This is a genomic window from Planococcus sp. BI3, from assembly GCF_056680115.1.
This window is the reverse complement of record NZ_CM155266.1, coordinates 1657119-1683032: the sequence shown is the minus strand read 5'-3', so window position 1 is coordinate 1683032 and position 25914 is coordinate 1657119. Positions and strand designations below refer to the sequence as shown.

Annotated in this window: 23 protein-coding genes; 17 read left to right on the top strand and 6 right to left on the bottom strand. The window is 46.1% G+C overall.

Going from position 1 to position 25914, the window contains the following annotated elements; translation table 11 throughout:
• The first annotated feature begins 169 nt into the window (after positions 1 to 169).
• Complete coding sequence (locus tag AC1MEO_RS08505; protein ID WP_480335595.1) at positions 170 to 1063, top strand: sulfurtransferase; 894 nt, start codon at positions 170 to 172, stop codon at positions 1061 to 1063.
• A gap of 90 nt (positions 1064 to 1153) precedes the next feature.
• Here AC1MEO_RS08505 and ade read toward each other — a convergent pair whose 3' ends face one another.
• On the bottom strand, positions 1154 to 2881 hold the full coding sequence (ade, locus tag AC1MEO_RS08500) for an adenine deaminase (protein ID WP_480335594.1): 1728 nt from the start codon (positions 2879 to 2881) through the stop codon (positions 1154 to 1156).
• Between the two features lie 289 nt (positions 2882 to 3170).
• Here ade and AC1MEO_RS08495 point away from each other — a divergent pair, with 289 nt between their 5' ends.
• Positions 3171 to 4229: an AbrB family transcriptional regulator gene (locus AC1MEO_RS08495; protein ID WP_480335593.1), complete on the top strand. Its 1059-nt coding sequence runs from the start codon at positions 3171 to 3173 to the stop codon at positions 4227 to 4229.
• A 52-nt stretch (positions 4230 to 4281) separates the two neighbouring features.
• On the opposite strand, the gene AC1MEO_RS08490 is transcribed toward AC1MEO_RS08495, so the two are convergent.
• Entirely contained in the window at positions 4282 to 5895 is a 1614-nt protein-coding gene (locus tag AC1MEO_RS08490; RefSeq protein WP_480335592.1) for a glycoside hydrolase family 43 protein, read from the bottom strand.
• 187 nt (positions 5896 to 6082) lie between these two features.
• Complete coding sequence (locus AC1MEO_RS08485; protein WP_480335590.1) at positions 6083 to 7291, bottom strand: ROK family protein; 1209 nt, start codon at positions 7289 to 7291, stop codon at positions 6083 to 6085.
• Positions 7292 to 7639: 348 nt separating this feature from the next.
• Between AC1MEO_RS08485 and AC1MEO_RS08480 the strand changes: the two genes are divergently transcribed.
• The 3 genes from AC1MEO_RS08480 (at position 7640) to AC1MEO_RS08470 (ending at position 10753) form a co-directional block, all read left to right on the top strand.
• Positions 7640 to 8941, top strand: a complete 1302-nt coding sequence (locus tag AC1MEO_RS08480) for an extracellular solute-binding protein (RefSeq protein ID WP_480335589.1) — start codon at positions 7640 to 7642, stop codon at positions 8939 to 8941.
• 98 nt (positions 8942 to 9039) lie between these two features.
• Positions 9040 to 9918, top strand: coding sequence for a carbohydrate ABC transporter permease (locus tag AC1MEO_RS08475; RefSeq protein WP_480335587.1), 879 nt, complete (start codon positions 9040 to 9042; stop codon positions 9916 to 9918).
• Positions 9919 to 9931: 13 nt separating this feature from the next.
• Positions 9932 to 10753, top strand: a complete 822-nt coding sequence (locus AC1MEO_RS08470; RefSeq protein WP_480335585.1) for a carbohydrate ABC transporter permease — start codon at positions 9932 to 9934, stop codon at positions 10751 to 10753.
• Positions 10754 to 10773: 20 nt separating this feature from the next.
• Here the strand turns inward: AC1MEO_RS08470 and AC1MEO_RS08465 are convergent, their stop codons facing one another.
• Positions 10774 to 11409, bottom strand: a complete 636-nt coding sequence (locus AC1MEO_RS08465) for a YesL family protein (protein ID WP_480335583.1) — start codon at positions 11407 to 11409, stop codon at positions 10774 to 10776.
• Between the two features lie 210 nt (positions 11410 to 11619).
• Between AC1MEO_RS08465 and xylA the strand changes: the two genes are divergently transcribed.
• The 4 genes from xylA to AC1MEO_RS08445 all read left to right on the top strand — a co-directional run bounded on the left by xylA (position 11620) and on the right by AC1MEO_RS08445 (position 16615).
• Positions 11620 to 12942 carry a xylose isomerase gene (xylA, locus tag AC1MEO_RS08460; RefSeq protein WP_480335582.1) on the top strand — a complete coding sequence of 441 codons (1323 nt, stop codon included), beginning with the start codon at positions 11620 to 11622 and terminating at the stop codon, positions 12940 to 12942.
• Positions 12943 to 12972: 30 nt separating this feature from the next.
• Positions 12973 to 14472: a xylulokinase gene (xylB, locus tag AC1MEO_RS08455; protein WP_480335580.1), complete on the top strand. Its 1500-nt coding sequence runs from the start codon at positions 12973 to 12975 to the stop codon at positions 14470 to 14472.
• 77 nt (positions 14473 to 14549) lie between these two features.
• Positions 14550 to 15533: an aldo/keto reductase gene (locus AC1MEO_RS08450; RefSeq protein ID WP_480335578.1), complete on the top strand. Its 984-nt coding sequence runs from the start codon at positions 14550 to 14552 to the stop codon at positions 15531 to 15533.
• Positions 15534 to 15598: 65 nt separating this feature from the next.
• A complete protein-coding gene (locus AC1MEO_RS08445; RefSeq protein WP_480335577.1) occupies positions 15599 to 16615 on the top strand; it encodes a Gfo/Idh/MocA family protein in 1017 nt (338 codons plus the stop codon).
• Between the two features lie 148 nt (positions 16616 to 16763).
• Here AC1MEO_RS08445 and AC1MEO_RS08440 read toward each other — a convergent pair whose 3' ends face one another.
• Entirely contained in the window at positions 16764 to 17684 is a 921-nt protein-coding gene (locus AC1MEO_RS08440; RefSeq protein ID WP_480335576.1) for a PhzF family phenazine biosynthesis protein, read from the bottom strand.
• A 144-nt stretch (positions 17685 to 17828) separates the two neighbouring features.
• Here AC1MEO_RS08440 and AC1MEO_RS08435 point away from each other — a divergent pair, with 144 nt between their 5' ends.
• From AC1MEO_RS08435 to AC1MEO_RS08420, 4 genes are all read left to right on the top strand, one after another.
• Complete coding sequence (locus AC1MEO_RS08435; RefSeq protein WP_480335575.1) at positions 17829 to 18485, top strand: potassium channel family protein; 657 nt, start codon at positions 17829 to 17831, stop codon at positions 18483 to 18485.
• Between the two features lie 141 nt (positions 18486 to 18626).
• Positions 18627 to 19286: a ribonuclease H family protein gene (locus AC1MEO_RS08430; RefSeq protein ID WP_480335573.1), complete on the top strand. Its 660-nt coding sequence runs from the start codon at positions 18627 to 18629 to the stop codon at positions 19284 to 19286.
• Positions 19287 to 19518: 232 nt separating this feature from the next.
• Positions 19519 to 20316, top strand: coding sequence for a DUF4397 domain-containing protein (locus AC1MEO_RS08425; protein ID WP_480335572.1), 798 nt, complete (start codon positions 19519 to 19521; stop codon positions 20314 to 20316).
• A complete protein-coding gene (locus AC1MEO_RS08420; protein WP_480335570.1) occupies positions 20291 to 20929 on the top strand; it encodes a class F sortase in 639 nt (212 codons plus the stop codon). Before AC1MEO_RS08425 ends, AC1MEO_RS08420 begins: the two co-directional genes overlap by 26 nt.
• Positions 20930 to 20982: 53 nt before the next feature.
• Here the strand turns inward: AC1MEO_RS08420 and AC1MEO_RS08415 are convergent, their stop codons facing one another.
• Positions 20983 to 21588 (bottom strand): TetR/AcrR family transcriptional regulator, encoded by a 606-nt coding sequence (locus AC1MEO_RS08415; RefSeq protein WP_480335568.1) that lies wholly within the window; start codon positions 21586 to 21588, stop codon positions 20983 to 20985.
• A gap of 189 nt (positions 21589 to 21777) precedes the next feature.
• Between AC1MEO_RS08415 and AC1MEO_RS08410 the strand changes: the two genes are divergently transcribed.
• From AC1MEO_RS08410 to AC1MEO_RS08395, 4 genes are all read left to right on the top strand, one after another.
• On the top strand, positions 21778 to 22536 hold the full coding sequence (locus AC1MEO_RS08410) for an SDR family oxidoreductase (RefSeq protein WP_480335567.1): 759 nt from the start codon (positions 21778 to 21780) through the stop codon (positions 22534 to 22536).
• A gap of 282 nt (positions 22537 to 22818) precedes the next feature.
• Positions 22819 to 24246 (top strand): anion permease, encoded by a 1428-nt coding sequence (locus AC1MEO_RS08405; RefSeq protein ID WP_480335565.1) that lies wholly within the window; start codon positions 22819 to 22821, stop codon positions 24244 to 24246.
• 43 nt (positions 24247 to 24289) lie between these two features.
• Positions 24290 to 24943 carry an SDR family oxidoreductase gene (locus AC1MEO_RS08400; RefSeq protein ID WP_480335564.1) on the top strand — a complete coding sequence of 218 codons (654 nt, stop codon included), beginning with the start codon at positions 24290 to 24292 and terminating at the stop codon, positions 24941 to 24943.
• 109 nt (positions 24944 to 25052) lie between these two features.
• Positions 25053 to 25880 carry an undecaprenyl-diphosphate phosphatase gene (locus AC1MEO_RS08395; RefSeq protein ID WP_480335563.1) on the top strand — a complete coding sequence of 276 codons (828 nt, stop codon included), beginning with the start codon at positions 25053 to 25055 and terminating at the stop codon, positions 25878 to 25880.
• The last annotated feature ends 34 nt before the right edge of the window (positions 25881 to 25914 follow it).

Here is a 25914-nt window from a genome sequence, read left to right as displayed (position 1 = left end):
TTGATTATGGTATGGATCTGTATATTGTTTAGGAGGATCAATAATTGCTGAAATGCTCAAACTGGAGTTTTCAGTTGACGATAGGAAATCCAAACTTTATTGTACTAGTATAACGCATTTTTGTTAATCATATTGGATTGGTCGGTTTAAAAAATGAGGAGAGTGCATAATGGAAAAGATACCTTTGATTGTCAGTACAGAGTGGTTGGAGCAGCGTTTGGATGACCCGAAATTGCGTATTGTGGATGCCACAACGTTTATGGATATTCCGGAAGATGGCGGGGCACCTTCCGTTCAATCAGGAAAAGCTTCTTATGAAGAAGAACATATTCCAGGGGCGGTTTATGCCGATCTGCTGAACGAATTGTCGGACCCGGAATCGCCATTGCCGTTTATGGCCCCGCCGCGCGCTCATTTTGTTGAAAAGATGACCGGGTTGGGAGTTGGAGACGATCATTATACCGTTATCTATGACCAGGGCGCATTGGTGAAAAACCCAGTGGTTGCTGCCTATTGGGCATCACGACTGGCTTGGCAGATGACGTATGAAGGCTTTGAAAATATAGCGATTTTGGACGGCGGTTTGCCGAAATGGAAAGAGGAGAACCGGCCGTTGACGGCTGCTCCAGGAAACTATTCGCCCGCAGCTTTCGCTGGGCAGCGCCGACCGGAATTGCTTGCCACCAAAGAGGATGTACGGCAGGCGATGGACGATGACAATGTCATCCTGATCAATAGCCTGTCACCGGAGGATTTCAGAGGAGAGACCGATACGTACGCAAGAAAAGGGCATATCCCGAGCAGCGTCAATGTCTTTTTTGGCATTCATGCCGATCAGGAGACAAAGACAATGCATGATGACGCTATTCTTCGTGAACCTTTTGAGAAGATCGGTGCACTGGATCCAGACAAAAAAGTCATCACTTACTGCGGCGGCGGAATTGCCGCAACCTGGAACGCATTGCTGCTCAATAAACTCGGCCAGAAAAACGTCGCTGTCTATGACGGTTCGATGAACGAATGGGCGAGCGACCCATCCTGCCCGCTGGTGACAGGAGAATGAATAAAAGACCGCAGTGCCTTCCGGCAATGCGGTCTTTTATCGTTTACCGGTATAATGGCCAGTTATGGATAGTAAGCTAGCGAATCTTCCTTATTCTTCAATAGCTGCCACTGAAATGTGCTGGAAGCTTGCTACATCGAACAAGCCGCAATCGGTTAACTTCAATTTCGGGATAACCGGCAACGACAGGAAAGATAGCGTTAAAAAGGCGTTAAAATGCGTGGGAGCTCCTATCAGCAGAAGACTATCATCGAGAACTTTAAGCTGTTCGAAGACGACGTCGAACGGTTCTTCTGACATCAAGCCTGCAATGGCAAGAGGCAGGCTGGCCAAAACTTTTCCATCCTGGACAACCACTAATCCGCCTTTTAGGTCATGCAGGGCTTCAGCGGCAGTTTTGATGTCGTGATCATTGGTTCCAACGGCGATGATATTATGCGAATCATGAGCAACGGTAGTAGCAATGGCGCCATTTTTTAATTCCAGGCCGTGCACGATGCCAAGGCCGACATTGCCGGTTGCCCGGTGGCGTTCAATCACCGCAATCTTCAATAAATCTTTTTCTGTGTCTGCTACAAAAAAACCATCGACTACAGGGGTTTCTTCAATCAAATGTTCTGTGATGAGATTATTCGGGTTGATGCCGATGATATGAGCCTTCGTGCTGCCGTTTGCGGGAATCTGAAAGCTGTCGGTGGAAAGCGGTGCAATCCGCACGGTATCTGTGACTGTATCTGTCTCGCTTTTTTCCTGGACAGGCCCCACATAGCGGCCGTTTTTGGCCGCCAGTTGGCCCCCTTTATAAACTTCAGCAATTGCGAATTCTTCCAGATTGTCGAGCAGCAGCAGATCCGCATCATAACCTGGAGCAATGGCGCCTTTTTGGTGCAGTCCGAAACATTGCGCGGCATTGAGGCTGGCCATGGAAATTGCGGTTATCGGCTGGATGCCCTGTTTGATGGCAGTCCGGACATTGTAATCGACGCTGCCTTCTTCGATCAGGTCATCCAAATGTTTGTCGTCTGTACAGAACAGGCAGCGGTGAGCGTTCTGTTCGGTGACACCCGCGAGCAGGGCCAGGAGGTTTTTTGCGACCGATCCTTCGCGGAGCATCACATACAGGCCGCGCTCCAGGCGCATCATCATCTCTTCTTTTGTGACACATTCATGATCTGTTAAAATTCCGGCGGTTCCATAGACATTGATGTCATTTTCGCTGAGACCGGCCGCGTGTCCGTCTATTTGACGGTTCAGCAGCAACTTATCAAGCATGGCGTCATCTCCCCGCAGAACGGCTGGAAAGTCCATCACTTCGGCCAATCCGAGAACTCCATCCCGGAGCATAAAAGGAGTCAAGTCTTCGGCGGTGAGGCAGGCGCCTGAATTTTCAAAAGCAGTAGCCGGGACACAAGAAGGCAGCATGAGCTTGATGTCGAGCAGCGTTTTTTCAGCATCCTTCAGCATGAATTCCAGTCCGGCAGTTCCGCTGACATTGGCGATTTCGTGCGGATCGGTGACGACTGTCGTCACGCCATGGGGCAGGACCACCTGTGAAAATTGCTGCGGTGTCACCATCGAAGATTCGATATGGACATGTGCATCAATCAACCCGGGAGCCAGGAATTTTCCGGTGGCATCGATTTCCTTGAGGCCTTCATAATTACCGATGCCGACGATCATGCCGTCGCTGATAGCTACATCGCCTGCAGTGAGGCTTTTTGTGAAGACATTGACGATGGAGGCATTACGGATCACCAGGTCTGCTTTCCTTTGTTTATTGGCGACGTCAATCCGATTTTTCAATTGTACTTTTTTCACTGTTGGTCAGGCTCCTTTGGAATGATTTTGGGTTGCATTGGGAGAAGGGAACTGGCACGACGGATTTAAGGTCGAACAGTTGGTTGGCAAGCTGAGCTTTGCCTCATTTTACATGAGATGCGAACTAAGCTCTAGCAAAAAGCGGGAAAGGGGAGTTTATCCGCAAGACTGGAACTTGTGTGAAAAATACAGCGGACAGGGATTCAAGTACACAAAGGTTTTATTTTACCGACACAAGCGATTATAATAAGGAAATAAATTGGCGGACTTTCAGAAAGAAGATGACGAGATGAGAAAACACCCGATGGCCATAGCTTTTGCAGTCGGTTTAGCCGGTGCAGGGCTCTTTGTAGCAGTGGGAGCACCGATGCCTTGGCTGCTCGGCCCCTTGTTTGCGGTTTTGCTGATGCAATTGTTTACACCGGTTTTGCTGAAATGGCATCCCCGCTTCCGTAATGGTGGCTTGGCTGTGGCAGGATATGTCATCGGCTATGCCTTCACCCTCGAAGCCTTGCAGGGAATGAAACAATATTTTTTAGCGATGGTATTGATCAATATCGCCTTTTTCATCCTGTTCCTGTTCATCAGTTCGCTGATGGCTTCCCGGACAAAAGCTGATCAGGCTACAGCGATGACTTGCTGCGTTCCGGGCGGCTTGTCGCAAATCATTACTTTTGCGGAAGAACAGAAAACCATCGATTTGACGGCAGTCACTTTTTACCATGTTCTTCGTGTGCTGCTGATTGTCGCCATTGTGCCATTCATTGTCGCCAATGGTGGATCTGCGCATGTAGAAGAACTGGGGCAGGGAGACTATTCCCTGCAGCTGCTCGGATTGTTGTTGCTGTGTTACGGGGCTGGAATGCTGGCGCAGAAAGTAAAGGTGCCGACGGCGTTTTTGCTGGGGCCGGTTTTCCTGATTATGGCCTTTAATCTCGCTGGTTTGCCTGTTCCGGTCATGCCCGGCTCTTTTTTGCACATCGCCCAGTTATTCATCGGAATTTACATCGGTTTATTGCTCAAGAAGGAAGATTTGAAATTGACGAAGCGGATGATTTTCTATTCGTTCTTTTCAAGCGCCGTGCTGATCGCTTTTGCCTATGGGCTGAGCTTTATCCTTCAGGATCTCTACGGCCTTAGCTTTTCAACCAGCTTCCTGAGTGTAGTGCCGGGTGGCCTTGATCAGATGGGGCTGATTGCCGCGTCAGTTCAAGCAGACGTAACGGTCGTAACAGCTTTTCAGCTGTTCCGGATCTTGTTTTTATCAGTGCTGGTGGTGCCTTTCGTTAAACTAGTGGTGGGCCGCAGTGAGCAAAGAAAAAAAGTGGTTGAGGAAAATATAAGATAGGGCAAAAGGCAGCAAGGGACATAAGAGTCCCTTGCTGCCTTATTCTGTAGCCTTATTCGGTTGTGTCTTTATAGATGAAATAGTCGAAATCAGCTGGCTGCTGTTGCCCCGACAGATCCTGGCATTGCATACCGACAAATGCACCGGTGAAGAATCCACCGCCTTGAATATAATCATCTGAAAGCTTGTGGGACTCGAACTTTATCGGAAGTGTGATCCAGTTCTCGCCATCAAAGGAATAAGAGTACTGATAGGTTTTCGTTTTCACTTCCACACGCATCCAAACAGCTTCAACATGGTCAGGGATGCTGATCTCTTCCCCTTGGAGCGGCTGCGCGAAGGAGAAGTTGTCGCATACGGTAAGTTCAAGGATGCGCCCTTTCTCTTCGTGCCAGGAAATCTGGAAAGCAGTCCAGTTTTCGGTATTGTAATAATTTATGAGCCCGGCACCCTGCTGGAAAGTGGTGGGCTGGAAAGCGACTTTTGTTTCAGCAATGAAATTAAAATGCTGCCAGCGTCTTGCAACGAACGCCTGCGTGAACTTGGACGTCAGCGATTCGCGCCCGTAGATGCGGAGATGTCCAGGCTTGTCTGTTAAAGACACGATTTCTTCGCCAAGTGGAATGCGGAGTGTCTGAAAATGGCTGTTCAATTCTACAGAATCGAAATCATCCTTTTCAGGGAAATCTGCTGGCCACTGGACTTCTTCGATCGCCGGCCCTTCAATTTGTGAAGCGGGCTGGTTGCCGCCGACAACATACGGCCAATCATCTTTCCATTCCAGGCGCTGGATGGCAGTTTCCCGGCCAAGCGGACAGAAGCCTCGCGGATCCAGTAGAGCCTGATCTTCCTGCGGCAACGGACGGCCAGTTAAATGCACCAGGAACCATTCGTCTGTATGGGTCTGGACCATCGAAGCATGGCCGGCTTTCTGAAGCGGAATTCTTGGATAGGGCCATGACGTGATCAACGGGTTTTCAGGATGGACTTCGTACGGTCCATCGATTTGGCGGGAGCGGGCGATTGTCGCCTGGTGATCGTATTTGGTTCCGCCTTCTGCTGTCAGCAGGTAGTAATAATCCCCGATTTTGTAGAGATGCGGTGCTTCAGTCAGTTTGATGTCAGTGCCTTTAAAGATGATTTTGGAGTCGCCGATGAGTTTGCGCGCAGCCGGATCGAATTCCTGCAGGACGATGCCGTAAAAAGGATGATGCCCGACACGGTGGTCCCAGTACATATTGACAAAGTATTTCTTCCCTGATTCGTCGTGGAAGAGGGAAGGATCGAATCCGGAGCTGTTCAGGTGAGAAGGTTCTGACCATTCCCCGTCGATGGTTTCGCAAGTCACCAAATAATTGTGGCAGTCTTTCCATTGGCCTTCAGTGACTTTCACATCTGTAAAGATCAGCCAAAATTGTCCATCGCTGTACGACAGGGCAGGTGCCCAGACGCCGCCGGAATTTGGGTTGCCGGACATGTTCAACTGGCTCAAACGGTTTAAGGGGCGGGAAATCAACCGCCAGTTCTTCAAGTCTTTGGAGTGATAGATTCCGACTCCAGGAAACCACTCGAATGTGGAAACAGCAATATAGTAATCTTCTCCTACGCGGCAAATAGATGGATCGGGATTGAAACCTGGCAAAATCGGATTTTGAATTACAGTCATTCTTCTTCATCCTCCATTCAAATATGTAAGTGCTTACAAAAAGTGTAGCGTTAACTTATAATCGATCATACCTCACTTAGTCTATTGAGTAAACTAAGTTTTTAAAAAATAAATTATCAACTATAAAAAAAGCTGATATCCGCAAATTGGATATCAGCAAGGCCCGCTAGCAAGAGCAGATTATTTTTTAAGCATTCAAGCTGGTTTTCTGTTGGATGCTGACATTGAGGAAGTTTTCAATGGAAAAGGCGGATGCCCCCAAAGCACTTGAAAAAGTACCTAATTCTGAGAAACAGATGGTCAAATCATTCTGTTGGAACCATAAAGCCTGGTTTGACACACGATCCGTCAAAGTTTTATGGAGCCACTTTGAGGAAGATGCCATCCGGTTGCCGATGATCACTTGCTGAGGATTAAAGCCGTTGATGATGTTATTGATGCCGACGCCCAGATAATCACCTGCTTGTTCAAATAGGGCTATCACTCTCTGGTCGCCCTGCTCGGCAAGCGTCAGGAGGTCGCTCAGTTCCAATTCTTTTCCGGTCTGAGAAGTAAGGTTCATTTTGTCAGCGGCTGTCAGCAACGCCTGTTCAGATGCGAATAATTCCCAGCATCCTTTGTTGCCGCAGCGGCAGGTAGGACCATTCACTTGAATGGTCATGTGGCCAAGTTCACCTGAAAAGCCATTCGAGCCTTTATACAAGGCTCCATTCAATATCAAGCCAACACCGATTCCGATTCCTGCACTGACGTAGATGACATGCTCAGAGTCTTTGCCGGCACCGAATCTCTTTTCACCATATGCCCCTGCATTCGCTTCGTTTTCGATGATGATCGGCAACTGGTATTTGTTTTCGAGAATCAGCTTTAAATTCAGGTTCTTCCAGTTGAGGTTGGGGGCAAGCAGAATTTCCCCGTTGTTGTCAACGATGCCGGGCACACCCACACCGATCCCGATGATGCCGTGTGGGCTCTGCGGCGCAGAATCCATCAGGTAGTCAATGGTGTTGAACAGTTGTTTTTCAATTTCCTCATACGATAAATTTTTAAAGGTGACTTCTTTTTCAATGCAGATATTGCCATTCAAATCCGTCAGCACACCCAGCAGGTAATTGACTCCGATATCGATTCCTACAGAGTAACCCGCTTGTTCATTGAAAAGCAGCATGACCGGACGTCTTCCCCCGCTGGATTTGCCGGGGCCGGATTCATAGATCAAATGATCTTCCAGCAAGTCATTTACCAGGGAAGAGACTGTGCCTTTATTTAAACCGACTTCCTGAGCGACCGCTGCTCTTGAGATGGGGGAGTGGTTTATGATTTTCTTCAGGACCAGGGATTTGTTTCCCTCTTTTACTACGTGGTGGTTCCAGGTCTTGTTTTCTCCAATGTTCATGACAATCAACTCCTTTTACTGAAATTTTGCTCCATATGACATCTTCCGAAGTTGATTGTTGAGAATCTTCTTCACCAATTTCTGTCCCGTTGTTTAAGTTATGGAAAAGGAAGATGGAAGAGACCTTTAAGAGGCCGCCTTGATAAGCTGGAATTTTCAGGTGCTATAGTTATTAGTGTAACGCCATTTTTGTGATTTGAGTAAAAAACCTTGTTCTACTGGCATATTAACATGAAAATAAAACTTTGTTTAGCCACTAGACTAACAATATTTATTTTGCTACAATGAAAACGCATACAACAATCTGAAAATTGTTGTAATAATAAAATTTGCAAGGGGGAGAGAAATATGGGGAAGAAGAAAACGCTTACACTTCTATCGTCTGCTTTCGCTTTATCGATGTTATTGACAGGTTGCTCAGATTCTGAAGAAGCAGGGGAAGCATCAGGGTCAGCCGAAAAAGAAATAAAATTCATGCATTTATGGCCTGAGGGCAGTTCGAAAAAGCATTTTGATGTGGTAAACGACATTATCGCTGAATACGAAGCGGAAAATGAAGGGGTTTCCGTTGATCTTGAAGTATTGAGCAATGAACAATATAAAGACAAACTGAGAGTGCTCTCCACGTCCGGAGATCTCCCGGATGTCGGGTTGACATGGGCAGCAGGGTTTTTAGAGCCTTATGTGGGCGGCAATATGTTTGCGCCGCTGGATGATGTAATCGAAGAAGACTTGAGCGATGCTTTTGTGCCGGGAACTACCGAAGCCTACGAAATGGATGGCTCAACTTACGGACTTCCGTTGGAATTGAATATCGTCTCTCTATACTATAATAAGGCAATGTTTGAAGAGCAGGGAATCACGCCGCCTGAGACTTACGAAGAACTTGAAACGGCTGTGAAAGAATTTAATGACGCTGGGATCCAGCCGATTGCTTTAGGCAACCGGGATTCCTGGACAGGATCTATGTGGTATATGTATCTGGCTGACCGCCTCGGCGGTGCGGATGTATTGAACAAAGCGATTGACCGTTCGGGTTCTTTTGAAGATCCGGCTTTGGTCGAAGCAGCTGCGAAAACGCAGGAATTGGTTGATATGGGTGCTTTCGTCAATGGCTTTAACGGACTCGCCGATGAAGAAGCAAAATCCATGTTCATGAGCGGACAGGCACCCATGTACCTGATTGCGACTTGGGACCTTCCAAACTTCACGACAAACGAAAGCGTACCGCAGGAATTCAGAGATTCAATCGGCTACCTTAACTTCCCGACTGTTGAAGGACAAGGGGATATGAGCAGTTTTGTCGGTGGTCCTGGAGTTGGATTATTCGTTGCTGAAGAATCAGATGTAAAAGAAGAAGCAAAAGATTTCGCATCTTACTTTGTTAAGGCATGGGGAGAAGAAGCCGTGACCAAAGCGGGTGTGATTCCTGCTACTAAAGTGGATGCTGAATCATTGGACCTTCCGGAAATGTATGTGGATATCCTCAATGAATTGAATGGCGCCACGAACATCACCTTGTTCGCGGATGTTCAGATGAGCCCGGATGTGGCTCAAGTGCACTTGGACTCTATTCAAGCCCTTTTCGGCAATCAAGTATCACCGGAAGAGTTTGCTAAGAACCATGAAGAAGCCCTTTCAAAAGAATAAATGATATTTCTAAAAGGGAAAATCTAATTAAAAAGAGGGGACATATCCTAACCTGTGGAATGTCCCCTTTTATTTTCTAAGATATGGGGTTGAATGGTATGAATAAAGTAATGTCGAATAAGTTCTATATCGCTTTTTATATTGCACCAGCTCTTCTTCTGCTGCTGATCCTCGTTTTTATCCCCTTAGTCTTATCAGGGTATTATGGCTTGATGGATTGGGATGGCATAGGAGAAAAAACCTTTATCGGGTTAGAAAATTACATTACGGGGATTCAGGATAAGCTGTTCTGGAACAGTGCATTCCATTCATTCCTATTGGCGATCTTTTCTACATTAAGCTTGGTCATTTACTTGACGGTCTCTTTTATATTGGCTTCCAAGATCAAAGGGGCAGATTTACTGCGTAAGATCTACCTGATTCCCATGTTGTTGTCTTCCGTTGCCATTGCACAGCTATGGGTGAAAATCTACAATCCATCTAATGGCATCCTGAATGTCTTCCTGATGAGCATCGGCGTAGAGAATCCACCCTTGTGGCTGGCGAACCCTTCAATCGTTCTGTTTGCCATATTCGTCCCAATCTTATGGCAGTATGCCGGCTTCTACATCTTGATCTATTATGCAGCTCTCAAGAATATTCCTGAGTCCTTAATAGAGGCTGCCAGAATCGATGGAGCATCTGCTTTCCAGATTGCCACACGCATCAAGCTGCCGCTGATCAAGGAAGTGGTCAGCGTCACAATCGTATTGGCGATCGTCGGATCTCTTAAGTATTTCGATTTGATCTATGTAATGACTGCCGGCGGACCAAACGGAGCCAGTGAAGTTATGGCTTCTTATATGTATAAACTGGCTTTCTCAAATTATAACTTCGGTTACGGCAGCGCCATCGGCTTCCTGCTGTTGCTTATCACCTTGATCGTTACACTCATTGTACGGAAATTGACGGAAACAAAAGACAAACTCGAATATTAGAGGAGGCATGAAAATGGGCCGCATTGGTTACTTCTTTCTTTATCTGGCATTGATCATCGTTGGGTTATTTCAAATCCTGCCGCTGATCTGGCTATTCCTATTCTCCTTAAAAGATAATAATGAAATTTTCGCGGGTTCACCTTTTGCTTTGCCCTCGGAATTCAGATGGGAGAATTACGAAAAAGTCTGGAACGGAGGCATTGGGACTTACTTCTTCAACAGCGTCTGGATTACGGTCCTTGCCATTATTTTGACAGTGCTTTTTGCGAGTATGGCCGCTTTCGCAATTACAAGATTAAAATGGAAATTGAGCGGGCTGGTGCTTGGTTTGTTTATGGTCGGTTTGATGATTCCGATCCATTCGGCATTGATTCCGCTGTACAGCATGTTCTTGAGCGTTGACTTGATCGACAACCCGCTGTCGATTGTCATTACTTATACGGCGTATAATCTGCCTATCACATTGATGATCCTGTTGGGCTTCTACTATACCTTGCCGCATGAAATAGAAGAAGCGGCCGTGATTGATGGCTGCTCGATCCATCGCATGTTTTTCCAAATCATCCTGCCGATGACATCGCCGATTTTAGCAACAACGGTTGTCATCAACATGATCTATAACTGGAATGAATTTGTCTTTGTCAATACCTTTATCAGTTCCGAAAAATACAAAACGCTGACAGTGGGAATCCAAAACTTCATCGGGCAATACATGACGGATTGGGGAGCGATCGGGGCAACCCTGGTCATCAGCGTCCTGCCGATCATCGTGGCTTTCATCTTCTTCAGCAATAAAGTAGTCGAAGGCATTTCATCAAGCGCAGTAAAAGGATAAATGGAAAAAAGCTTCACACCTCAAGGAAGAAATTCCTCGGGGTGTGAAGCTTTTTTATGGGTTCGGCCAATTGCATACATGGCCATCCAGGTGGTAATAAATGCATATAAACTGCCTCCAAATATAAATGCCAGAGCTGGAAATACTCTCATGATAAAGAACAGCGGGACCAGGCATAGAACAATGGCAGCAGTGGCAGGCGGATTGACCAGCATCAGCAGAAACGCGTTTTTAATGACCGAAGGCACCTTGATGTCGTAATGGGCGAAGGCCGGGAAAAGGTAAAAAAGGAAGAACGTGAATAGCAGCATAAATGCAAATAAGGGAATGTATGTCCAATCCAGTTGTTCGTTCGGACTTGCCTGGATATAGAAAATATCCAACACAATAAACAATAGGATCACAGAGATGAAGATTCCGAGAAGATTACTTTTCAAAAAGTCTTTCTTATAGAACTCCCAGAAGGATCTAAAAACCGGAAGATCGGTATTTCCTTTCAGCCATTCACGGCATACCGCAAACATGGAAGTGGTGGCAGGATAAAAACCGAACAGGATGCCTCCCAGCAACGAAAATACCACCCATAAAAAGTTCAGGTAAGCAAATCGGGTAATCCACTCCAGCGCAAGATAAATGGTGCTGCTTACTGTATTCATCAATAACCGCCTCTATCCCTAATTTCAGTAATTTGTAAAATCATACCTTACTCCTCAGAAAAATTCATTTGAAAGCTAACAAATACTTTGTTTAATCAATAGACAAACTAATTATAACTTGCTATAATTCTTAATGAAAGCCTTTTCATTAATTAATCTAACTATTGATACATATTCGTAGAACCAAAAATTATACTGGAGGTATGGAACATGACACATTTCCCGGAAATTGAAAAGATAAAATTTGAAGGAGCGTCTTCAAAAAATCCATTCGCTTTTAAATTCTATAACCCTGAAGAAAAAATTGGTGGGAAAACAATGGAGGAAACACTCCGCTATGCAGTATCCTACTGGCATACATTTACCATGGATGGTTCAGATCCATTCGGTGCTGGAACCATGATCCGATCTTGGGATCGCTTAAAAGGAATGGACTTGGCAAAAGCACGGGTTGAAGCATCATTCGAGTTTTATGAAAAAATAGATGTGCCATTTTTCTGTTTCCATGATGTTGATATCGCACCCGAAGGCAGCAACTTGCGGGAATCCAATAAAAATCTGGATGAAATCGTTGGCATGATTAAGGGATACATGAAAGACAGCAAAGCAAAATTGCTGTGGAATACAGCCAATAACTTTACGCATCCACGCTTTGTCCATGGAGCAGCAACTTCAAGCCATGCAGATGTCTTTGCTTATTCTGCAGCTAAAGTGAAAAAAGGCCTTGAAATCGGCAAAGAACTTGGTGCTGAAAACTATGTGTTCTGGGGCGGGCGCGAAGGCTACGAAACACTTTTGAATACCGACATGAAACTGGAGCTGGATAACTTAGGGCGCTTCTACCATATGGCTGCCGACTACGCGAAGGAAATCGGTTTTGACGCACAATTCCTGATCGAACCAAAGCCAAAAGAGCCTTCTACACATCAATATGATTATGATGTAGCGACAGCCCATGCGTTTTTGCAGAGCTATAAATTGGATGACAAATTCAAATTCAATATCGAAGCCAACCACGCTACACTGGCTGGCCATACGTTTGAACATGAACTTCACTATGCACGCATCAACAATATGCTCGGTTCTGTAGACGCCAACCAGGGAGATCCATTATTGGGCTGGGATACCGATGAGTTTCCGACTGATTTGTGGTCAACTACTTTGGCGATGTACGAAATCCTTCAAAACGGCGGACTTGGCCGCGGCGGCTTGAACTTTGATGCGAAAGTAAGAAGAGGGTCATTCGAGCAGGATGATTTGTTCCATGCACATATTGCGGGAATGGACGCTTTTGCTGTCGGCCTGAAAGTGGCTCAGCAACTGATCGATGATAAGGTGCTTGAAAACGTAGTCAGCAACCGCTACGAAACTTATACAAATGGCATCGGACTGGATATCGTCAATGGCAATACGGACTTCCACAAACTTGAAGATTACGCATTCGGCATTACCGATATTAAACAGAGCTCTGGACGCCTTGAGCAGATCAAAGCGACAATCAATCAATATTTGCTGCAGGCTTTCGCAAAATAAGAAATTTTTCAGGCTGGGAGAGCTGATTTTATGAAATACGTAATTGGCGTCGATTTGGGAACAAGCGCTGTGAAGATTTTATTGGTGGACCAGCAGGGAAGCGTAGTAGAGAGCATCTCGAAAGCGTATCCGCTGATTCATGAAAAAAACGGATACAGCGAACAGGACCCGCAGCATTGGGTAGATGAAACCGCTGCAGGATTGAAAGACCTGTTAAAGGCCTTTGACGGAAATGCAGAAGATATTGAAGGCATCAGTTTTTCCGGCCAGATGCACGGGCTGGTTCTGCTGGACAAAAACAACGAAGTGCTGCGTCCAGCCATACTATGGAATGACACCCGGACGACTGCCGAATGCCAACAGATTTATGATGTGGTCGGACAGGAACGTTTGCTGGAGATCACGAAAAATCCGGCATTGGAAGGCTTTACTTTGCCGAAGATCCTTTGGGTCCAAAAAAATGAGCCTGAACTTTTCGCGAAGGTGAAATCCTTTGTGCTGCCGAAAGATTATTTGCGCTATAAATTGACGGACAAGCTCCAAATGGAATTTTCGGATGCAGCGGGAACCTTGCTGTTGGATGTTACTGAAAGACAATGGAGCCGGGAAATCTGCGACTTGTTTAAACTTGATTTTACGATGTGTCCTCCTTTAGTGGATTCGCATGAAGAAGTAGGCACTGTCACACCGGAATTTGCTGATGCATCCGGTCTTGCTCTCTCAACCCGTGTTTTTGCGGGTGGTGCAGACAATGCTTGCGGAGCCATTGGCGCTGGAATTTTAGAAGAAGGCAAAACAATGTGCAGCATCGGAACTTCAGGTGTCGTGTTGTCGTATGAAGCCAAGGGCGATAAAGACTTTGACGGGAAGGTCCATTATTTCAACCACGCAGCGCCTGGTGCATTTTATACGATGGGTGTGACTTTAGCGGCTGGCTATAGTTTGTCGTGGTTTAAAGATGCATTTGCTCCGGAAGCTTCATTTGATGAATTGTTGTCCGATGTCCGGAATGTGCCTGCCGGATCGAACGGATTGCTGTTTACACCCTATCTTGTTGGGGAAAGAACACCACATGCAGACGCTTCGATCCGAGGCAGTTTTATCGGCATGGATGGCTCGCATCGCCGGAAAGATTTCGCGCGTGCAGTTCTGGAAGGCATTACGTTTTCTTTGAACGAATCAATTTCGATTTTCAGGGAAAGCGGCAAAACGATTGATACGATTGTCTCAATCGGGGGCGGTGCCCAAAACGAAGACTGGCTTCAAATGCAAGCAGATATTTTTGACGCCAAAATCGTTCGTCTGACCAGTGAGCAGGGACCTGGAATGGGTGCAGCGATGCTCGCAGCTTTTGGTTGTTCCTGGTTCGGCTCATTGCAGGAATGCGCAGATGCATTTTTGCAGGAAGACAAGAGCTATTTTCCGATAGAAGAAAATGTGCAGACTTATAGAAAGCTGTTTTCTATCTATCAGGAGGTTTATGAAAAAACACGGGATTTGAATAATAAACTATTGGAATTCCGTAAGTAGTTGCCAAAAAAAACCTCAACTGATCCGTTGAGGTTTTTTCTGTAAAGAAAACCAAATCTTAAGAAGAGGTGAGTGGAATGAATTATCGTCAACTGGGCAAGACAGGGATGGAAATCAGTGAATTGAGCTTTGGGACATGGGCAATCGGCGGTTCTTGGGGAAATACCGATGATGAGCAATCATTGAAGGCTTTGGAATACGCGATGGAAAAAGGCGTCAACTTTTTTGATACAGCAGATGTCTATGGAGATGGACATAGTGAAGAACTGCTGGGCAAAGCGACCAAAGGAAAACACGGCCAGATCCATATCGCCACCAAGTTTTGCCGGGCGGGAGATATCCATGACCCACAGACTTATTCGATGGAACAGGTTTCTAAATACGCCGAAGCGAGCCTGAAGCGTCTTGGGCGTGAGCAGATTGACTTGTATCAGATTCATTGTCCGCCGATGGAAATCTTAAAAGATGGCAGTGTATTCGAAGTACTGGACAAACTGAAGGAGCAAGGAAAAATTCGTTCTTACGGCGTCAGTGTGGAAACAGTGGAAGAAGGGCTCTTGTGTCTGGAGAACCCGAATGTCAGCAGTTTGCAGGTGATTTTCAATTTGTTCCGCCAGAAGCCGTTGGAAGAGCTGTTTCCAAAAGCGCTGGAGAAAAATGTGGGAATCCTGGCGCGCGTCCCGCTTGCCAGTGGGTTATTGACAGGGAAGTTCAAAGCTGATGCACAGTTTGAATCGGACGATCACCGAAACTTTAACCGTGACGGGGAAGCGTTCAATGTCGGCGAAACGTTTGCTGGGGTAGAATTTGCGAAAGGGGTGGAATTGAGTGACCAGCTTGCGTGGATTGCAGACGGCCGTGGCAATCGGACGCAGGCTGCCTTGAAATGGATCTTGCAACAGGAAGCAATCACCTCCGTCATTCCCGGGTTCCGAAATGTTGCGCAGGCAGAAGATAATCTGAAGGCGCTGGATGCCAAGGATTTCTCGGCTGAAGAGATGGAGCGGTTGGCGAAATTCTATAAAGAATACGTACATCCCGAAATAAGAGGCGTCTATTAAAAAAACTTACCGCTAAGAAGCAGAACTGCTTTCTTGGCGGTTTTGTTTAAAAAGGAGAGATTTGGATGGAGAAAATTCGTTGGGGCGTACTGAGCACAGCTGCTATTGGGAGAACGCAAGTGATTCCGGCAATCTGCCGGGCTGACAATGCCGAAATCGTCGCCATAGCAAGCCGGACAGAAAAAGTGCATACGGCCGCTCGGGAATTGAAGATACCGAAAGCCTATGAAAGTTATGAGGAGCTGCTGGATGATCCCGATATTGATGCAGTCTATATCCCGCTGCCTAATCATCTGCATAAAGAATGGGTGATTCGTTCGGCACAAAAAGGCAAGCATATCCTTTGTGAAAAGCCGATGGCATTGAATCGAGCGGAATCGGAAGAAATGATTGCGGTATGCCGGGAACACGGCGTCAAGTTGATGGAAGCCTTCATGTATCAACTGCATCCTCAACACGCCCGTGTGAAAGAGATCATCGCGTCAGGAGAAATCGGGGAAATCAAGTTGATGAAATCCAGCCATTCGTTTTATCTGCAAAATCGTTCAACGGATATCCGGATGGATGCAGCAATGGGAGGAGGCAGCATTTATGATGTCGGGTGTTACTCCATTCAAGCCATTCGCCATATCACGGAGTCCGAGCCGGTGGAAATCATGGCTCAAGGAAGAATTGATCCGGAAAAAGGGATCGATTTGACTGGAATTGTCCAAATGAAGATGAGCAATGGCGTGCATGCGTTATTTGATTGCAGCTTTGACATGACGGGCAGAAATGAATACGAAGTGGTAGGCACCAAGGGAAGCATTCGAGTGCCGTTTGCCTTCCGCCCGGATACCAATGGCCATCTAGGCACGGTAGTTATTCAAAAAGGGGGAGTCGCGCGGGAAGAGAAGATTGCAGGGGATATTTACAGGCTGGAAATCGAACATTTTTCTAATGTGATTCTAACGGATTCGGTGCCGATCATTACAGGCGATTCGACCAGTAAGAATATGCGGGTGATCGACGCGTGCTATAAATCCTTGAGAACTGGAAAAAAGCTTATGATTCAGGCGGACAACCAGTTTATTCCAGTATGAACTGAATTTATCCTGCATATGCAGCCAGTGGCAGCGACGTGGAAAAGTAAGGAGAATTCCCATTTCGCTGCGCAGGACCACAGTGTATCCACTGTTTTCAAAGCAAGTGAGAGAGCAGAACCACAAACTGAATTTTGTTCAATGGATGTTAAGGGACGTAAAGCTCGCCTTGTCCCACGACAATCGCAGAGCCGCCAATTTTAACTTCCTGGAATTGCTGTTTTTTCTTCGTGACCGTGATGTCGATGAAACTGGGCCTTCCCATTTCAATGCCCTGTTCGCTGCGGATGGAATAGGTCTCTTCGTCGCTGCTATTGATGACGCCATGCTCCACCAGAAATGCGCCAAGGGGACCACAGGCGGCACCGGTTGCCGGATCTTCCGAAATGCCCATGGCCGGAGCGAACATCCGGCAATGGACAGTAGAGTCGTCGTGTTCGGTTTCCGTGGTAAAGGCAAAGATATGCTGGCGGTCGGGATTGCTGCTGAAATGGCGTTCCCAGACATCGGTGCGGAAATTGATCTCTCTCATGGCAGCCAAGGACCGCAGTGGGACGAAGAGGAATGGCAGGCCTGAAGAAATGGTTTGAATCGGAAAACGCATATCCAGTTCACTTTTCGGCAGCGACAGCAAATCTGCAACGAGGGCTTGTCTTGTCAGGATTTCACCGAAAACAGGAAGAGGTTGGATCATTTCAACTTTACTGATTTTTTCCTTTTCCTTCCGGACAGTTACAGCGATGTCTCCCAATCCTTCTTCAATGATCCATTCATTCAGGCCATCCTGTGAAGGCAGCATTTTCAAGTAAGCCATGACAAAAGCGGTTCCGATAGTGGGATGTCCTGCTATCGGCAATTCCACCTGAGGCGTGAAAATCCGGAGGCTGACCTGATTTTTCGTTTTTTTAGGGGGACAAATAAAAGCTGTTTCAGATAAATTGAGTTCATTGGCGATTTTCTGCATGGTTTTCGAATCAAGTCCTGAACCGTCATGAAAAACTGCCAATGGATTGCCGCCGAAAGCATCGGTGGTGAAAACATCGACCAACGTATATTTCAAAGTTTTCATAAAAATCCTCCTTTGTTTGATTAGTAAGCCTTTGTAGTTTCTTTGTATCAGTTACCTGCCGAAAAGTCCAACACCTTTCATTGCAATCAATCCGGTTTGAGAATAAAGTAGATTAATGAAACAGAAAAGAAAAGAGGAAAGTGTGTGAAAAAACAGATTGTAGTCATCGGATTGGGGCGCTTCGGAAGCAGTGTCTGTAAAGAGCTGTATAGCATGGGGCATGAAATCATGGCTATAGATACGGATCCCGAAAAAGTCGATGCTTTGAGGGATTTTGCATCTTTTACTGTGATAGCAGATGCGACAGATGAAAATCAGTTGAAATCTCTGGGTGTCCGAAATTTTGAGCATGCTATTGTGGCAATCGGGGATAATCTCCAGGCCAGTGTCTTATGTACTTTGATGCTGAAGGAACTGGGCTTGCCTAAGGTTTGGGTAAAGGCGCGTGATCTGCAGCATGAGAAAATCCTGCACAAAGTTGGGGCGGACCGTGTCATTCAGCCCGAAAAGGAAATGGGGATCCGGGTGGCCCACCATGTGGATTCAGAGAAAATTTTGGACTATATCGATCTTTCCAGTGACTACAGCATCATCGAGCTGGTGGCTTCCGGTAAAATGGCCAATAAAACTTTAGTGAATCTGAACATTCGCAAAGAATTCAACTGCATTGTTTTGGCGATAAAAAAAGAGGAAGAAGTCAATATTGCACCAGCGGTGGATGACATGGTTGAGCAGGATGATGTATTGATCGTTATGGGGCATAAAGATGACTTGAAACGCCTGGAGGCTAAAGCGTTATAATACAAAAGATCGATCGGTTCCGATTATGGAGCCGGCCGATCTTTTTTTATCTGAATTATCTGTTTATTGATGTATCAGGAGGGAATGATACTTACAAGAAGAGCGGGGAAGTAAAGTATTTCGACGGGATGGGGGCTGAAAGTGAAAATCCGGATAGAATGGACCTACAAAAATCCCAAAGGCCAAGAAGTGATTTTCTCTTCAGATGAAATGCCGGCAGAAACGGCCATGATGATAGCTGAAGATTTAGATAGGACCGGCCGGACGAAAAGTATTCGCTTCGTAGATCAGTTCGACAGCAGTTGGACGATAAAGGAAATGAAGGCTTATCTGAAAGGGATTGAAACAGAGCCTCACAACGTGATTGTTTATTTTGATGGGGGTTATGAGCGCAACGCAAGGGTTGCAGGCCTTGGCTGTGTCATCTACTACGAACAAAATGGTAAATCCTATCGGCTGCGGACAAATACAAAATTGGATGGACTGACCTCCAATAATGAATCGGAATATGCTGCCCTCTATTTCAGTCTGCAGGAATTGGAATACCTGGAGGTCCATCATCTCCCGGTACGATTTATAGGAGATTCCCGCATTGTCATCAACAGAATGAACGGTGAGTGGCCGGCAATTGAAGAACAGCTGGTTCCGTGGGCAGACCGAATAGAAGCAAAAATGGCTGAGATGGGCATCCAACCTGACTTCGAGTTGATCCCGCGTAAAGCTAATGCTGAAGCTGATAAACTGGCGACACAAGCGTTAAATGGCATACTGATTGCCGCTGCCAGCGAAGTTATTGCTTAAGGAGTCGCCCTATAGATACTGGTAAAGCCAAAAGGAAAGGAGGAAATGCCGTTTTTTAAATGCAGATCAAAGTGGAATGTAGGCAGTTGGCTCCGGTTGTATATAAGCATCTAGTACTTTGTATTCAAAAATCAGAATAATCGGTTTATTGCTTGCGGAATTGGGTGCAGTAGGTTATAAATAAGTTGTACAATACTTGTGCAAAAACTACACACATGAAGGAGAGGGAAAAATGAAGAAAATTTTAGTTTCATTCTCTGTTGCAGTGGCCCTTGTGTTCTCACTGTTCGCCGCTGGGGTAATGGCAGACAGCCATACCGCTAAAGTAAGAGTGGTTCACGCTTCACCGGATGCACCTGCAGTCGATGTCTATGTCAATGGAGATTTAACACTGGAAGAAGTACCTTTTAAAGCGGACTCGGGTTATTTGGAAGTACCGGCCGGCACGCATGATGTAGAAGTTTTTGCAAGCGGAACAGAATACGCTGCAGGTGAAGGCGTATTGCAGGCAGACCTTGCTGTAGAAGCCGGAAAAGCTTATACAGTTGCTGCAGCAAACCTTTTGGAATCAATTGAATTTGTGGTTGCAGAAGATTCAATGGAAGTAACGGAAGGGCAGACAAAAGTCCGTGTTGGCCATTTGTCGCCGGATGCACCAGCAGTTGATGTTGGCGTGATCGGTGGAGATGCGTTGTTCAGCGGAGCGGAATTCCCAGGAATTACGGATTATGCAGAACTGGATGCAGGGACGTATGATTTGGAAATCCGCTTGCCGGACGGAACACAGGTATTGCCTCTTGAAGGCACTGAGCTAGCTGCAGATACTGTCTATAGTGTCTTTGCAGTAAATACTGTGGATTCTTTGGAAGTGATTGCGCTGGTCGATTATGAAGCTGCGGGATCACCGGATGGCATGCCGACTACTGGCCTTGGAACACCTGATCAGTCACAGTCAATGTGGTTATTGTTGGGTGGAGCTTTAGTTCTTATTGGAACCAGCACTCTTGTGTGGAAAAAACGGTTTCAATAACAAGCTCCTGCTGATTCTGGCTCTATTCTTATTAGCCGGATGCCAGCAGACAGCCGACGAAGTCAGTGTTCGTTCAGAAAATGTGGGGTTTACACTGGATGAACCGGCTGCGGTCAATATCCAGCAGCCAGCTCCAGCAGAAAACCCCATCAATGGATTAAAACGTTCCGGCATACAGCCGACATCTTTACAAATTCCTGCAATTGATCTGGAAGCACAAGTCCAGCATTTGGGAATGACGGAGAATGGTGAAATGGCGGTGCCGGATAACATTGAAGACGTCAGTTGGTTTTCGCCGGGATACGAGCCAGGTGAAAATGGCCGTGCTGTCATTGCGGGGCATGTTGATGGGGTTGATGGACCTGCAATTTTTTGGGACCTGTCCAAGCTCCAATTAGGGGACGAAGTGGTGGTGCAGGACAAAGACAGGACTTTGACATTTAAAGTCCATACGATGGAGTCCGTACCATTGGATCTTGCGGATGTCTCACAAGTCTTCGGATATACCTCTTCCCCGGAACTGGTCTTGGTCACCTGTTCAGGAACCTATGACTTTGATAGGGGAACCCGGGAAGAACGGCTGATTGTCTATGCCAGCCTTATAGAAGAATAAATTTAACAAGAAGCCTCCTATTCCCCGTTCAGGGAATAGGAGGCTTCTTTGAGTTAACGTGATTTTTTTTCTTGAAGGGCTAAATCCGCTTGAGTCCTTGGAGTTTGATAAAACAAAATATTGATCAGTTGGTCTGCCATTTGTTGTGGGGTGAATTTGAATCCGCCATTCACCCATTCAATGATCAGGCCGAACAGGGCGTAAGCATTGTAGCTGCTTAGCAGGCTCGGGTCTATACCGGGGTTCAGCATAGGGCTGATCAGTTCTTTTTGGACAAGTTCCTTCAATACCTGGCAAATCCGATTTTGGAAGCCGGGAAGTACGTTTGAGTTGATGATGATTGTATAAAAATGTGAATAACGTTCGACATGATCAAAAATTTTCACAGAAGCAGAGGACAGTTTGCCGATATCAAAGTCTTTTATTTTTATATAAGGCTCACGGTAGGAGTGGATCAGGTCGATCAGGACATCGTCAATCAACTCATTCAGCAGGTCTTCCTGCGTTTGGTAATGCTTATAGAAGGTTCCGCGATTCAGGTTAGCCGATTGGACAATTTCTGTGATGGTGATGCTTTTGAATTCTTTCTCATCCATCAATGCAATCAAGGCTTCTTTTAAAGCCGTTTTTGATTTGTCGATTCTTCGGTCTTTTTTCATCAGCAGGACCTCACTTTCGCCAGTTGATTTTGTGAAACTGCACAAAATCAAATTCAGATGTACGTTAACCAACATTTAACGGGCAATTTGTTGATTGATAACTAAAGTATAGGCCAATATACTGGGAGTGTATAGATGAAAGCGTTCTTCCATAAGACAAAATAACTGACGGAATAGGAGACTTATAATATGAAACTTGAAGGAAAAGTAGCCATCGTAACAGGAGCAGCATCCGGAATGGGGAAAGCCATTGCGGAACTTTACGCGAAAGAAGGCGCAAAAGTCATCGTTTCCGATATCAATGAAGAAGGCGCACAAACAGTTGCTGCCGGAATCACAGAACATGGCGGTACGGCCATATCGGTGAAAACCAATGTGGGAGATCTTCAGGAAATCGAAGCAATGGTCGACTTGGCTGTAAGTGAGTACGGAACATTGGATATCCTCGTCAACAATGCAGGGATCATGGATAACTTTGAACCGGCTGGAGAAATCGAAGATGCAAAATGGGAACGGATTTTTTCCATCAATACCATGAGTGTCATGCGTGCAACGCGTAAAGCATTGCCGATTTTCCTTGAAAAAAATAAAGGCGTCATCATCAATATCGCTTCAGCAGGTGGATTATATGGTGCGCGCGCAGGAGCTACGTACACAGCTTCTAAACATGCTGTTGTCGGCTTTACGAAAAATACCGGTTTCATGTATGCAAAAGAAGGCATTCGCTGCAACGCTATCGCACCAGGCGGCGTAGAAACCAACATCAGCTCTACAATGACGTCCATCAGCGAAATGGGAATGGGACGTATACAGGCTGGAATGGCGTTGAATCCACGCAATGGTAAATCAGAAGAAATCGCAAAAGTAGCGTTGTTCTTGGCTTCTGATGATTCAAGCTTTGTCAACGGGACCGTGATTACGGCTGACGCTGGCTGGACTGCTTATTAACTGAATAATGAGGTGGAATTCCGTTGCATAGCTTTATGCAACGGGATTTTTTTGGGTTATGCTGATTTTTTTGGGGGAAGTGTATGAAGCATAGAAAATGTAAGGGATTGCAGAGAAAAAAGAGAGGCAAAGGCTAGGACTGAGGAATTGTAGTTTTTAGTTTGGGCGTGGTATTGTCTATTATGTCAGTTTTTCTTCTTTTGTGAAGAATTTACTTTTATGACAACCAGAAAAAAATCTTTAGGAGTTTTTCTGGGATTATCCAAACAGAGGAGAGACGAAATGTCAGTTGCTAAAGAACAAGGAGAGGTAAAATGGCGCCAGTTGGCTATCGTTATTGCCGTCGGACTTATTTTATGGTTTATACCGGCTCCTACAGGATTGGAAACAGAAGCCTGGCATTTGTTTAGTATTTTTGTTGCCACCATTGTGAGCCTGGTAATCAAACCTGTTCCAATGGGCAGTACCGCTATATTGGCCCTGACAATAATTGTTCTGACAAATACCTTGACGCTTGAAGAATCACTCAGTGGTTTTCAAAATACGACCATTTGGTTGATTGTCATTGCTTTTTTTATTTCACGCGGATTTATCAAGACAGGATTAGGAACGCGGATCGCTTATGTTTTTGTTCGCATGTTCGGGAAGAAAACATTGGGTCTGTCCTATTCCATGCTATTCAGTGATCTTATCCTGGCACCTGCAATGCCATCTAATACAGCACGGGCAGGCGGAATCATTTTTCCGATTATCCGTTCACTTTCCGAAACCTATGGTTCCAGAGTAGAAGATGGGACAGAGCGGCGAGTCGGCGCCTTTCTGACAAAAGTATCTTTCCAAGGGGATATGATTACGTCCGCCATGTTCGTAACCGCGATGGCGGCCAATCCTTTGGCTGTCCAAATCGCGCAGGATATTACGGGAATCACCATCACATGGGGCGGATGGGCCTTGGCAGCACTTGTGCCGGGGGTAATCAGCCTTATCCTCATTCCTTTGGTGATTTATAAGCTTTACCCGCCCGAGTTAAAAGAGACGCCGGAAGCCCCGGTTCTTGCAACACAAAAACTTAAAGAGATGGGCCCCTTAAAAAGAGAAGAAAAATACATGATCGGTGTATTTGTGTTGTTGCTCTTTCTCTGGATTTTTGGTGATAATTTTGGTATCAGCGCCACTGCCAGCGCCTTTGTAGGGCTGAGTGTTCTATTGCTGACACAAGTTTTGACTTGGTCGGATATAAAAAAAGAAGAAGGGGCATGGGATACATTGGTATGGTTTGCTGTACTGGTGATGATGGCTACTTACTTGAATGTTCTGGGGATGATTCCGTGGTTTAGCGGAATGATGCAGGATTCGGTAAACCAATTGTCGTGGATGCCGACCTTGATCATATTGGCGATTGTTTACTTTTACTCGCATTATTTTTTCGCCAGCAACACGGCGCATGTCAGCGCCATGTATGCAGCCTTTTTGTCTGTTATTGTAGCAGCAGGAGCACCCCCGCTCCTGTCAGCTCTCATTTTGGCTTTTTTCAGCAACTTATTCGGCAGTTTGACTCATTACGGCTCCGGCCCCGCCCCTGTCTTTTTTGGGAGCGGTTATGTCAGCCAGCAAAAATGGTGGCAATTGGGCTTTATAATTTCAATGATCCACATTGTGGTTTGGATGGGTGTAGGCGGATTGTGGTGGAAGCTGCTCGGCCTTTGGTAGATCCATGCAGAAAAAATAAAATAGATGAAGGAGTGTGTGTCATATGAAGGTGGCGATTATCGGAGCAAACGGAAAAGTCGGCAGTAAATTGGGAAGGATCCTTGCTGAAAGAGGGGATGAGCCTATCGGTTTCATCCGTAAAGCAGAACAGGCTGACCAATTGGAAGCACAGGGCATCCGGACCGTTGCAGCAGATTTGATCGAGACGGATACAGAGGAGTTCGCTCGTCTACTGAAACCTTGCGATGCTGTCGTTTTCACGGCAGGCGCAGGCGGTGCAGGAGAGGAATTGACGACCGCGATTGATGGACAGGGCTTGGTCAAGATTGCCAAGGCTGCTGAGTTGGCAGATGTCCGGCGTTTTTTGCTGGTATCCGCATTTCCTGATGCTGGACGCGGCAAAGACATGCCGGCGAGCTTCGAGCATTATATGAAGATCAAACGTCAGTCCGAAGTCGATTTGGTGAAAACCGCTTTAGACTGGACGATTTTAAGACCGGGAACCTTGACTGACGAAGCAGGAACCGGAAAAGTGAATTTAGGCTATACCTTGATGTACGATCTGATTTCGCGCGAAGATGTTGCCCATACTTTAGCAGAGTTGCTCCATTATCCTACGACTGCAGGCCAGATTTTGGAAGTGGTTCGGGGAGAAGAGCCGATAGCATCAGCGGTAAAAACAAAAGCAGGCAAATAAGAATCTGAATTTTAGGGGTAATTACTGGGAACGCTGCAACCTTTTAAAGGGGTGCAGCGTTCTAGTATGTCTAGGACTTAGATTATTAGAGAAAGCAGGAACATAGGACATGGATTGGTTTGATTTGCTTAAGGCTTTAATATTAGGATTTGTGGAAGGAATGACAGAATTTGCGCCTGTTTCTTCTACGGGCCATTTGATCATCGTCGATGATATGTGGCTGAAATCGCAGGAATTTCTTGGGAAATATCCAGCGAATACATTTAAGATCGTCATCCAGCTGGGGTCGATCTTAGCGGTTGTCGTGGTATTTTGGAAACGCCTGTTCAGTTTGGTGGGCTTGTATAAGATTGAAGGACAGCAGGCAAACGCCAGCTTTAACTTATTGCATGTCATCATCGGCATGCTGCCGGCAGTGATTTTCGGATTTGCCTTCAAGGATTTGATCGATGACCACTTGTTCGGAGTAGAGACCGTCATCTATGCATTGGTCGCCGGTGCGATTCTGATGATCGTTGCAGACAAGTTCGGCCCGAAAAAGCCGACGGTCAACTCGTTGGATGAAATTACCTACCTTCAGGCATTGAAAATTGGCCTTGTGCAATGTCTCTCGTTATGGCCGGGATTTTCCCGATCAGGAGCGACGATTTCAGGCGGCGTGCTGTTTGGGTTGAATCACCGCGTTGCGGCTGACTTCACGTTTATCATGGCAGTTCCCATCATGTTCGGGGCAAGCCTTGTATCGGTAATGAAAAACTGGGATACGCTGTCGATGGACTACCTATCGTTCTACGTTGTCGGATTCATATCCGCTTTTGTATTCGCATTGATTTCCATCCGTTTCTTCCTGAAGCTGATTTCACGCATCAAGCTGATGCCATTTGCCATCTACAGGTTGGTGTTGGCAGCTGTCTTGGCGATTATTGTATTCCTATAACTGACAGACAAAAGGAGCTTCCGCGAGGAGGCTC